Origin of the sequence: Streptomyces sp. NPDC058964 (assembly GCF_042741275.1) — a bacterium.
Classification (GTDB): Bacteria; Actinomycetota; Actinomycetes; order Streptomycetales; family Streptomycetaceae; genus Streptomyces.
Genome location: NZ_JBHYKH010000158.1, coordinates 1 through 11,083, shown reverse-complemented (window position 1 = coordinate 11,083; position 11,083 = coordinate 1). Strand labels below are relative to the sequence as shown.

Below are 11,083 nucleotides of genomic sequence, written 5' to 3'. Positions count from 1 at the left end.
TCTCGATGCGGCGCTACGAGCTGGACGGCCGCGTCGCGCGCCGGCTGTTGGTGGCTCTGCGTGCCAAGGGCGTTCTGCTCTTCTGCGGGGGTGCCGAGGATGAACCCCATGAACCGTCTGCTGCACCTCGACCGCACCCTCGACGAACTGGACCCGCCCCGCTGGACGGCTCCGCCCGCCGACGCGACCCACTTGATGCGCAAGGTGCACCGACTGCGCTGCGTGCCACTCGGCGAACTCCGCCCGGCGGATCTGCGCACGCTGGTCTCGCAGCGGGTGGCCCTGCCGTACGTGCTGCCGCTCGCGGTCCGCCTGCTGCTCGACCAGCCGCTGCTGGACGCGTACTTCTACGAGGGCGACCTGTTGCTCGCGGCCGTGGGAGTACCGTCCTCGGCCTGGGCGATGCTGCCGGAACTCGCCGCGCGGCTGCGCACCGTGATCATGAACCTGTCGGACGCGGCGATCGCCGGGCTGCCGCGGGGCGCAGCCGGGCAACTCACCGCGTTCGTCGCCGGGCCCGGATCGTCTGGCTGATTCATGGCCCGGGGCGATCAAAGTCACAAGCGGGGGGCCAGAGGCGGCAGACGGGCACAGGTGGCACGAACCGGGTCCACGGACATGGGCGAATCGGTACAGATACTCCCCATGGTCACCCCGGTGACCACTTTTTTCCGAACGGGCGTCCCAAGAACTGTTATCCGAGGTCCTTGCACATGTCTCCCAGGCATCGGACATCATCGTCTGGCGTCAAGGACAGGGAATTCTTCTTATGAGTACACAGCACATGGCGGAGTCGGCGGCGCTGGTCGTGGCAGCCCGCGAAGGTGACCAGCAGGCTCAGGACGCCCTGGTCAACGCGTACCTGCCGCTCGTGTACAACGTCGTGGGCCGGGCTCTGAACGGTTCGGTGGACGTGGACGACGTGGTCCAGGACACCATGCTGCGCGCTCTGGACGGCCTCGGCAGCCTGCGTGCGCCCGAGAGCTTCCGTTCCTGGCTGGTGGCCATCGCGATGAACCGGGTCCGTGCCCACTGGCAGGACCGGCGGACCGCGCCGGGCGCCGTGGAGGACCACGGCGAGTTCGCCGACCCGGGCGCCGACTTCGTGGACCTGACCATGATGCGCCTGCAACTGTCCGGGCAGCGCCAGGAGACCGCGCGGGCGACGCGCTGGCTGGAACCGGACGACCGGAGTCTGCTGTCGCTGTGGTGGCTGGAATGCGCCGGCGAGCTGACGCGCGCGGAGGTCGCGGAGGCCCTGGAGCTGTCCGTACAGCACACCGCGGTGCGGGTGCAGCGGATGAAGGCACAGCTGGACGCGGCTCGCGTCGTCGTGCGGGCCCTCGAGGCGCAGCCACCGTGCGAGGAGCTCCAGGTTCTGCTGGCACCGTGGGACGGCCGGCCCTCGGCGCTGTGGCGCAAGCGAATAGCCCGCCATGCCCGCGACTGCGTGCGCTGCTCGGGTCAGTGGAGCGGACTGATGCCCGCCGAGGGCCTGCTGGCCGGCCTGGCACTGGTACCGGTGTCGGCCGCCCTGCTGATGAGTGTCCGTTCCACCCTCGGTGAGACGGTGTCCGTCGCCGCGGTGTCGCCACTCGACATGGCGGGTGGCCAGGGCGGGGCCGGCCGGGCCGCGAGGCACCGCTCCGGCCGTGGCGGCGAGCAGGTTGCCTCCCGGGCCGCGGCGCGCCGACGTCGCCGGAACAGGCAACGGGTCGTCGGCGGTGCGATAGCGGCGGCCTGCCTGGTCGGCACGGGCATGTGGTACCTCGACACGGATTCCGGCGCCGGCACGGAGGGAGCCGCCGGGAAGACGCCGGCCGCTCCGCTCGCGGAAGTCGAGGCGACCGGCTCCGCCACGAACTCGCCCTCGCCGTCGGCCTCGCCCTCCGCGTCCGCGTCGAAGAGCTCGAGTCCTTCCGCGAAACCACGAGCGACCAAGAGTGCCCCTGTGTCGAAGAAGCCGACCAGGACCGCGCAACGGGCGTCGAGCACACCGCAGACCCAGTCGGCTCCGGTGGGCACCGTGGCCCAGGTCATCGCCCTGGTCAACAAGGAGCGGGCCTCCGCCGGATGCGGACCGGTCACCGACAACTCGCAGCTGCGCAGCGCGGCGCAGAAGCACTCCGACGACATGGCCGCGCGCAACTTCTTCGACCACACCAACCCCGACGGCGCGGGCCCCGGTGAGCGCATCACCGCCGCCGGATACCGCTGGTCCACCTACGGCGAGAACATCGCCCAGGGCCAGCAGACGCCGGAATCGGTGATGGACGCCTGGATGCACAGCCCCGGCCACCGCGCCAACATCCTCAACTGCGCCTTCAAGGAGCTCGGTGTGGGCGGCCACAACCGGTCCGGCGGACCGGGGTGGACGCAGGACTTCGGCACCAGGATGTGACACCGGGCCGTTACTGGAGGCTCACCCCCGGCTCATGGGCGCGGTCGGCCGAGCAGACGAGGACATCGAGATGGCCGCCTCTGCCGACCCTCACCCGGGTGGGGACGTTCCGGCCGTGCGTGCCCGTCCGCGCGCGGTCCTCGAGCGGGGTCCTGCTGCCCGGGCCCCCGCCCCACTCGGCGGAAGCGACGGTCAGCAGAAGTTCCATGGGACTCCCGCACGGACAGCCGAGCCGACGGGGGCCCGTCACGCCCCAGGCCGCGAAGCCGCCCGCCTTCCAGCCGGGGGCGACGCAGAGGTCGCCGCCATAGGAGAGCGGCTCGTCCCCGTCCCCGGCTGCCTCGTCGGCCTCCTCCCACAGAGTCTCCTCCCACTCCTCGATGCGCTGTTGCAGGTGAGCGGGCAACAGTTCGGCCCACTCGTGCTCCAAGACCTGTTCCGGGGCGAGTACGCACGGTTCCGGTACGTAGCCGTCGTCCACCGCGGCGGGCAGCGGCGGCGGTCCGGCCAGGAGCTCACCGACCTCGGCCGAGTCACGTCACACCAGGCGTACACCCGGTCCGGGCGGTGAGCCGTGCGCGTCGTACGGGCACCACAGCACCTGGACCAGATCGCGCCCCTCGGGCGCCATCAGCCCCGGAACGTCCCTCGCGAACAACTGCGCAAGCGGCACCAGGGCAACGGGACCGTTGTCGTCGACCGCCTCTATGTCCAGAGGACGTGGTGGGGTGGTGCGGATCATGGTCCCTGTGCCACCGCGACGACCGCGTCGAAGTCCAGGCACATCAGTTCCGACGGCAGTGTCCGACTGTGCGGTTCCGAGGCTCGTGGCTGTTCGGCGTCCGGCCGGACAGGAGCTGCACGGCCTGGCTGAGGACGACCACGCCCACGACGATCAGCAGCGCTCCGATCAGCTCGGGCACCAGCCACCACCCGGTGCGGATCCGCTCATCGAACAGGGTGATCCCCAGGGCCAGGCTGACCGCCGCGTCTCCGATGGTGAGCGCGGGCTGTGCGGCGGCCAGTGGTCCGGCTTGGAGCGCGTTCTCGAGGAGCAGCACGGCGGCTACGCCGGTCAATGCGAAGCCGTAGGTCTGCCAGGAACGCAGGAACGCCGCGAAACCGCTGTCGGCGAAGGTTCCGGTCGCCGATTTCAGCAGAGCGGCGGTCAGGGCGTTGCCCACGGCGGAGGCCCCCGCCAGAATCGCGGCGCGCCGGGCCGCCGAGCCCTTCCGCCCGGCCAGGAGTACGGCCAGGGCCATCGATCCCAGACACAGTCCGAGCGCCGGGATCCATCGCGACATGGGTGCCTGGTGGACGGCGCCGTGCGGGGCGGCGGCCGCGAGGACGATCGCCAGGCCGGCGACCACGCCGGTCACACCCCACCAGCCTGAGCCGGGCAGACGGCGGTGCATCAGCGGGGCGGCCACGAGGAGCGCGAAGGGCAGTTCCAGGATGAACAGCGGCTGGACGAGGGCGAGGGGGCCGTTGACGAGCGCCAGACTCTGGAACAGCGCCGCGCCGGCGACACCCGCGACACCGATCAGCCAGGCCGGTCTGCGTACGAGCTCCGCGATCAGCCGCACACCGCTGCGGCTGCTGGTGGACGCCGCCTTGCGCTGGAACGCGGTGCCCACGGCATTGCTCGCCGCCCCGGTGACGGCGAACGCCGCGGCCAGCTCGATCACATCCGTCTCCTGGGGACAGACCACACCTCTGGTTCGAACCCCGAGTCCCGAGCCTTCTCAGCCTACGAAAGACCACCCAGCGGTGCGCCCCGTGTGTTCTCCACGGCGCGTACGTCCTTCCGCTCGGCCGGCCCTGCCGGCGCCCTTCCCGGCATGGTGCTCGCGCGTATTTCTCCGGGACGAAGCAGGATGGGAAGGGCGAAGCGACAGCGGCTGGGTGAAGGGGAAGCGGCTTCGCGGTTGACTTTCCGTATCTCATGAGGAGGTCGGCTCGTGGCTGATTCGCAGCCTGTGGTCGTTCCGCCGGCCAGGGCCACGGTGTTCCTCGTGGTCACGGTCGCTCCCGGCCAGGAGGAGACGGTCCGCGGTCTGCTGCGGGACGTCTCGGGCCTGCACCGCTCCGTCGCCTTCCGTGCCCCGGACGACCGGCTCAGCTGTGTCGTCGGGGTCGGCTCGACGGTCTGGGACCGGCTGTTCGGCGGACCGCGGCCACGGGAGCTGCACCCCTTCGTGGAACTGCGCGGAGACCGTCACCGGGCCATCGCCACCCCGGGAGACCTCCTCTTCCACGTGCGAGCCCGCCGTATGGACCTCTGCTTCGAACTGGCCCGGCTGATCACGGACCGGCTGCGCGGTGCGGTCACGGTGGTCGACGAAGTTCATGCCTTCAAGTACTTCGACGAGCGCGACCTGCTCGGTTTCGTCGACGGCAGTGAGAACCCCGAGGGCCGGATCGGGGACGACGCGGTGTTCGTCGGTGACGAAGACCCCGATTTCGCCGGCGGAAGCTATGTGATCGTGCAGAAGTACCTCCACGACCTGACGGCCTGGGACGCCCTGTCGGCGGAGGAGCAGGAGAAGGCCGTCGGACGGTCGAAGCTGGCCAACGTCGAACTGCCCGACGACGTCAAGCCGGCCGACTCCCACGTGGCGCTCACCACCATCACCGACGAGAACGGCGAAGAACGCAGGATCGTCCGCGAGAACATGCCGTTCGGCAACGTCGGAGAGGGCGAGTTCGGCACGTACTTCATCGGTTACGCACGCACCCCGGCGGTGACCGAGCAGATGCTGCGGAACATGTTCCTCGGCGACGGCCGGGCGACGCACGACCGGATCCTCGACTTCTCGACCGCGGTCACCGGCTGCCTGTTCCACGTACCGACCGCCGATTTCCTCGACGACCCTCCCGCCGCTCCCGGAGCAACGGCGAAGGCGGAGGACATCTTGCCTGCCCGCCCCGTGTAACCTCGCAGGCCGGCGATTTGTCGACACCACGGGGCCGTCCACCCCACCGTCGGTGAGTGCCGGCGTGGCAGCACGTCAGGATTGTCCTGCCGAGGGTTCACCGAGGGCCACGACCACCGCGGTCGCCCGCCCCTCCGGTGCCTGGTAGCTCACGGGGTCGCCGGCCCGGCGGCCGAGGAGCGCGCGCCCGAGCGGGCTGTCGGCCGTGACCAGAGACTGGTCCAACTCCGCCGCCCCGGCGCCGATCTGGAGCGTCTCCACGGTGCCGTCGGCGAATCTCACGGTGACCGTGCTGCCGACACCGACCACATCGGTGGAGGGCGGTCCCGCTTCGGCGGCCTGACGCAGCCGGGTGCTCAGCGCCGTGATGCGGGCGTCCAGGCGCTCGAGGTCGTTGGCGCGCTGCAACTCGTCGGCCTCGTCGGCGCGGTCGCCGACGGTGTCGTTGTCCCGCAGGGTCGCCGCGACCGTGTCGCGTTCGGCGCGGAGTTCGGCGATCTCCTGCTCCAGGGCGTGACGGGCGGCGTCGCTGATGGGCGCGGGTTCGCTGGTCATGCCTGCTCCTGAGGGTATGAGGAGGGTCGCAAGCGGAGTGCTCGGAATCCTTACATTTCTGATCATTTTAGCTGCGGAGGTGTTGCGGTGTGCGGCCCGCACGAGCCGTACGGGCCGCCCCGGACCTCGCATGGCCGCACATGACGCCCAGGCACAGCGCGCAGGGTGACCGCGTCGGACGTGGCCCGGCCTCCCGGCGTCACCGTCCGGCGGATCGCCGCGCGGCCGTGGGCGCCGTCCCGGATCACGTCGGTGGCCTCGACCCCGAACTCGGTGCCCGAGCGCAGCCCAGCGGAGGACAGCCGGGTCCGCACGCTGCCCCGGCGCGGGTCGGCAGGCCGGGCATCGGCACCGAGCGGACCCGGGCGAGGTCGGCGGCGTAGACCTGACCGTCGGCCTTCGTGTCGGAGGTGTCGTTGCAGCCGTGCCGGCCCGGAGCCGGACAGCCGTCGGCCTCCGGGGCCGGTGACCGGGCGGCGCTCGGTGACGTCGTCGATGTCGGGGCGAGTGGGGTGGCGGGCACGGAACCCGCCGGGGTGAGGACGAGGAGCGTTCGTCCCGCCGGGGTCGTACGTGTACACACGGCGTATCCCTTTCGGATGGGGCCTGTTCCACCGTGCAGGAGGAGGTGCGCGAGCGGTGCGTTCCCCGTGCGGATCTTCCACGCACGGACTTGCGCCATTGCGTCGTTGACCGGCCATGTCGCGGTGCACCACGCTGCTGTCCTGCGCGCCGGAGATCACTGACTGGAGGCACACGTGGCCACGAACGCTGGTGCATCGGGCGGGTCACCGGACCCGCGGCCAGGCGCCGTCGGGGAGGCGGGACGCGACGCGCTGGGAGGCGTCCGGATCGCGGACTTCTCCCGGGTGCTCGCGGGACCGTACGCGACCATGCTGCTCGCCGACCTCGGTGCCGACGTGGTGAAGGTCGAGCGCCCCGGCACGGGCGACGAGACCAGGCAGTGGCGTCCGCCGGCCGACGAGAACGGCACCTCCACCTACTTCCTTGGCGTCAACCGCAACAAGCGCTCTGTCGCCCTGGATCTGGCGGACGAGGCAGGCCGTGAGCGCGCACGCTCGCTCATCGCCGAGTCCGACGTGGTGGTGGAGAACTTCCGCCCCGGCACGATGGAACGCCTCGGGCTGGGCTACTCCGACCTGAGGGCCCGTCACCCCCGTCTCGTCTACTGCTCCATCAGTGGCTTCGGGGCCGCCGAAGGAGCCGCGATCCCGGGCTACGACCTGCTGGTCCAGGCGATGGGCGGGCTGATGAGTGTGACGGGGGAGTCCGACGGCGAACCGATGAAGGCCGGGGTGGCCGTCGTCGACGTGATCACCGGCCTGCACGCGGCACTCGGCATCATGGCGGCCCTGCGCCACCGGGACGTCACCGGCGAAGGGCAGCGCGTGGAGGTGACTCTGCTGGGCTCGCTGCTGTCGGCGATGGTCAACCAGGCATCCGGCTACGCCGTCGCGGGCGTCGTCCCCGGGCGAATGGGCAACGCCCACCCCAGCATCGCGCCGTACGAGACCTTTCCCACCGCGGACCGCCCGCTCGCGATCGCCGTCGGCAACGACGGGCAGTTCGCGGCGCTGGCGGCCGTCCTGGGCCGCCCGGACCTGGCGGAGGACGACCGGTTCCGCACCAACCCCGACCGGGTGGCGCACCGGACCGAACTGCGCGAACTGCTGACGGCCCGGCTGACGACCGCCGGCGCCGACCACTGGTCCGCCGTCCTGCTGGCCTCGGGGGTGCCCGCGGGTCCCGTCAACACCATGGACGAGGCGTTCGCCTTCGCCGAGCGGATCGGGGTGCCCGGCATCGTGACCCTGCCCGCCTCCACCGGCAGCGGGAGTTCCAGCCAGGTCGCCCACCCCATCACGCTGGACGCGTCCCCCGCGCGCTACCGCATGGCGCCGCCCGGCCTGGGCGAGCACACCGCCGAGGTCTTCCCGCCTGAGTGACGCGCGTCACAGTCCCGCACCTGTCACATCGTGCCGAGCCGTTCCGTCAGACAGGTGTATCCACCGACAACGGCACTGGAGAGCTCACCATGGATGCTCGATTGAACCTCTTCGGCAACCCCGTCGCGGGCAAGTTCCTGCGGTACATCAACTCGGCAGGCAAGGCGGTCTCGGAATCCACGCTGCCCGCCGCGACGCAGGAACTGGTGAAGATCCGCGCCAGCCAGATCAACGGCTGCGGCTTCTGCACCGACATGCACACCAAGGACGCCGCGCACGCCGGCGAGACCTCGGTGCGCCTCAACCTGGTCGCGGCCTGGCGGGAGGCCACGGTCTTCACCGACGCCGAGCGCGCGGCCCTGGATCTGACGGAGCAGGGCACCCGCATCGCCGACGCGGCAGGCGGGGTCCCGGACGAGGTCTGGGCGAATGCCGCCAAGCACTACGACGAGGACCAGCTCGCCGCCCTGGTGTCCCTGATCGCCGTCATCAACACCTACAACCGTCTGAACGTCATCGTGCGGCAGCCCGCCGGTGACTACCAGCCCGGCCAGTTCGGATAACGGGAACGGCGGCTGCCGGGAAGGGAAGGGCCCGCGGCGCCGGGTGAGGGGTCATACCGCCCGCTCGCCGGGAAGCTCGATCTCGGCCCAGATCGTCTTCCCGTCGGCGTGCTGACGTGATCCCCAGCGCTCGGCGAACTGGGCGACGAGCAGCAGGCCGCGGCCGCCCTCGTCGAAGGTGCGGGCCCTGCGCAGGTGCGGGGCGCTGCTGCTGCTGTCGGAAACCTCGCAGATCAGCGTGGCGCCGCGGATCAGACGCAGTCGGATGGGCGGTCGCCCGTAACGGATCGCGTTGGTGACGAGCTCGCTGGCGACCAGTTCCGCGGTGAAGGCCACCTCGGGGAGGCGCCAGGCGGTCAGCCGGGACAGGACCTCCGCGCGGGCGCCGGCCACCGCGGTCGGGTCGGAGGGCAGGTCCCAGGTGGCCACGCGACCGGCGTCGAGGGCCTTGGTGCGGGCGACGAGCAGGGCGACGTCGTCCTGCGGCTGTACGGGGAGCAGGGTCCGCAGGAGGTCGTCGCAGGTGGCCTCCAGCGACTCGGCGGGTCTGTCCAGGCACTGACGCAGGAGCGCGAGTCCATTGCCCAGATCGCGGTCGTCACCTTCGACGAGTCCATCCGTGTACAGCGCCAGGAGGCTGCCCGACGGGAGATCCCACTCGACGGTCTCGAAGGGCAGCCCGCCCACACCCAGGGGAGGGCCGGGTGGAATGTCGACGAAGTCGGCATGGGCGCCGGGAGTCACGACGGCGGGCGGCGGGTGGCCGGCGGAGGCGGCCGCGCAGCGGCCTGAGACCGGGTCGTAGACGACGTACAGGCAGGTGGCGATGAGGTCGGTCGAGACGTCGAGGACGGACTCCGGTTCCGCCGTGGCGTCCTCCTGCGCCGCCACGTGGGTGACGACGTCGTCGAGCTGGGTGAGGAGTTCGTCGGCGGGAAGGTCGACGTCGGCCAGGGTGCGTACCGCGGTCCGCAGGCGGCCCATGGTGGCGGAGGCGTTGAGACCGTGCCCCACCACGTCTCCCACGACCAGCGCGACCCGGGCGCCCGACAGCGGGATCACGTCGAACCAGTCACCGCCCAGCCCCGCCCGGGTGCGGGCGGGAAGGTAGCGATGGGCCACCTCCACCGCTTCCTGGGCGGCCAGGTGGCGGGGCAGCAGGCTGCGCTGCAGGGCCAGGGCGGTCTCGCGCTCGAGCGTGTAGCGGCGGGCGTTGTCCACGGCCACGGCGGCGCGTGCGCCCATCTCTTCGGCGAGGAGCAGGTCGTCGTCCTCGAACGGGTGCGGGCGCCGGTGGCGGACGAAGACCGCGACACCCAGGGTGATGCCCCGGGCACGCAGTGGAATGACCATGATCGAGTGGATTCCGAACGCCCGGACCACTCCCGCCCGGTCGGGGTCGGCCTCCTGCCAGTTCCTGACGGCCTCGTCCAGAGTGCGGTGCAGCGAGGGCAGCCCGGTGGCCAGCACGCGGACCGGGGGAGCGGACTCGGGGTAGTCGTCCACGTCTCCCGGCTGGATCACCGCCTCGGGCGCGCCGGGCAGCACGGACTGTTGCGCCACGCGACGCAGGGCGACGGTGCCCGTGACGGAGGGCTTGGGCTCGACTCCCCGGAAGACGGAGTCCAGCAGGTCGATGGTGACGAAGTCGGCCAGCCGGTCCACCGCCAGGTCCGCCATCTCCTGGGCCGTGCGCGTCACGTCCAGAGTGCTGCCCACCCGGGTACTGACCTCGTTGAGCAGCGCGAGCCGCTCCCGGGCCAGATGCTGTTCGGTGACGTCGAGCGCGAAGAGCTCCAGGTGCCGCACCTGCCCGTTATAGGTCTTCAAGGGTGACACGGTGATGGACCAGACCCTTTCGGGTGCCTCGGGCCGGGCCTTGCCGCGAACAAGAAAGTGCTCCGGTTCTCCCGTGTCCAGCACCCGGCGCATCCCGTCCTCCACGGTCCGGCACATGTGGGGCGGCAGGATGTCCGTGACGCGGCGACCGCGCATCTGCTCTTCGCCCATCCCGAGCTCACGGGAGGCACCCACGCTCACCCGCAGCACCCGCAACGCGGAGTCGTACACCATCACGGGCAGCAGGCACTGGGCGAACGCCTCCTCCGCCGTTGCCGGGCCCGGGCGTGTCTCCTCCGGCGCCGTTGCCACGATGAGCTGCTGTGCGTGTCCCTCACCGTCGTACGACGGATACGTCCGCAGCTGGACCTCCACGTTCCGGCCGTCCCGGTGCCGGAGGAGGGTCGTCTCGGTCCGCCCGTCGACGGCTGTGCCGAGACCCTCCTCGACGTCGGCCGCGGAACCGAGCAGACGCTTCACCGGGCGGCCGACGACCTCCTGGCGCGGGTAGCCGAGCAGACGCTCGGCGCCCGGGCTCCATCCGGTGACGATGCCCTGTGCGTCCACGACTGCCGTGGCCGAGGCGGCCGGATCCGGGTGCGCGCCGCGGCCGCTGCCGGACGGTGTGGCACCTCGCATGATCATCGCCCATTCTGCCCCCATGGACGTTCTGGTCCGGGGGAACGTCACCGGGGTCGTCGGTCGGCCGAAGCCGGTTGTCGGCATTCGGGCCCGTATTCCACTTCTACCGTTCTTCTCCCGAGCCCGCGCGCCGTGCATCGGCCCGGCCCCTGGGTAGTTTTAAACACTGAAGCGGCCGCC

10 protein-coding genes are annotated in these 11,083 nt (G+C 71.2%); 5 read left to right on the top strand and 5 right to left on the bottom strand.

Annotated elements, in window-relative coordinates:
• Window positions 1–108: 108 nt before the first annotated feature.
• Both ACFW2E_RS20705 and ACFW2E_RS20700 read left to right on the top strand, forming a co-directional pair.
• The gene (locus tag ACFW2E_RS20705; protein WP_384468427.1) at window positions 109–534 is read left to right on the top strand and encodes a contact-dependent growth inhibition system immunity protein; all 426 of its coding nucleotides are present in this window, start codon (window positions 109–111) and stop codon (window positions 532–534) included.
• A 235-nt stretch (window positions 535–769) separates the two neighbouring features.
• Window positions 770–2,401, top strand: coding sequence for a sigma-70 family RNA polymerase sigma factor (locus ACFW2E_RS20700; protein ID WP_384468425.1), 1,632 nt, complete (start codon window positions 770–772; stop codon window positions 2,399–2,401).
• Between the two features lie 10 nt (window positions 2,402–2,411).
• Here ACFW2E_RS20700 and ACFW2E_RS20695 read toward each other — a convergent pair whose 3' ends face one another.
• The 3 genes from ACFW2E_RS20695 to ACFW2E_RS20685 form a co-directional block, all read right to left on the bottom strand.
• Complete coding sequence (locus ACFW2E_RS20695; RefSeq protein WP_384468423.1) at window positions 2,412–2,831, bottom strand: hypothetical protein; 420 nt, start codon at window positions 2,829–2,831, stop codon at window positions 2,412–2,414.
• A 108-nt stretch (window positions 2,832–2,939) separates the two neighbouring features.
• Window positions 2,940–3,143, bottom strand: coding sequence for a hypothetical protein (locus ACFW2E_RS20690; RefSeq protein ID WP_384468421.1), 204 nt, complete (start codon window positions 3,141–3,143; stop codon window positions 2,940–2,942).
• A gap of 43 nt (window positions 3,144–3,186) precedes the next feature.
• Window positions 3,187–4,089, bottom strand: a complete 903-nt coding sequence (locus tag ACFW2E_RS20685) for a DMT family transporter (protein WP_384468419.1) — start codon at window positions 4,087–4,089, stop codon at window positions 3,187–3,189.
• A 273-nt stretch (window positions 4,090–4,362) separates the two neighbouring features.
• Between ACFW2E_RS20685 and ACFW2E_RS20680 the strand changes: the two genes are divergently transcribed.
• Window positions 4,363–5,337 (top strand): Dyp-type peroxidase, encoded by a 975-nt coding sequence (locus ACFW2E_RS20680; RefSeq protein ID WP_384468417.1) that lies wholly within the window; start codon window positions 4,363–4,365, stop codon window positions 5,335–5,337.
• Between the two features lie 75 nt (window positions 5,338–5,412).
• Here the strand turns inward: ACFW2E_RS20680 and ACFW2E_RS20675 are convergent, their stop codons facing one another.
• A complete protein-coding gene (locus tag ACFW2E_RS20675; protein WP_384468415.1) occupies window positions 5,413–5,892 on the bottom strand; it encodes a GreA/GreB family elongation factor in 480 nt (159 codons plus the stop codon).
• A 758-nt stretch (window positions 5,893–6,650) separates the two neighbouring features.
• On the opposite strand from ACFW2E_RS20675, the gene ACFW2E_RS20670 reads away from it, so the two are divergent.
• Window positions 6,651–7,859: a CaiB/BaiF CoA transferase family protein gene (locus ACFW2E_RS20670; RefSeq protein WP_384468413.1), complete on the top strand. Its 1,209-nt coding sequence runs from the start codon at window positions 6,651–6,653 to the stop codon at window positions 7,857–7,859.
• Window positions 7,860–7,948: 89 nt separating this feature from the next.
• On the top strand, window positions 7,949–8,422 hold the full coding sequence (locus ACFW2E_RS20665; protein WP_384468411.1) for a carboxymuconolactone decarboxylase family protein: 474 nt from the start codon (window positions 7,949–7,951) through the stop codon (window positions 8,420–8,422).
• Window positions 8,423–8,473: 51 nt separating this feature from the next.
• Here ACFW2E_RS20665 and ACFW2E_RS20660 read toward each other — a convergent pair whose 3' ends face one another.
• Complete coding sequence (locus ACFW2E_RS20660) at window positions 8,474–10,924, bottom strand: SpoIIE family protein phosphatase (protein ID WP_384468409.1); 2,451 nt, start codon at window positions 10,922–10,924, stop codon at window positions 8,474–8,476.
• Window positions 10,925–11,083 lie beyond the last annotated feature (159 nt).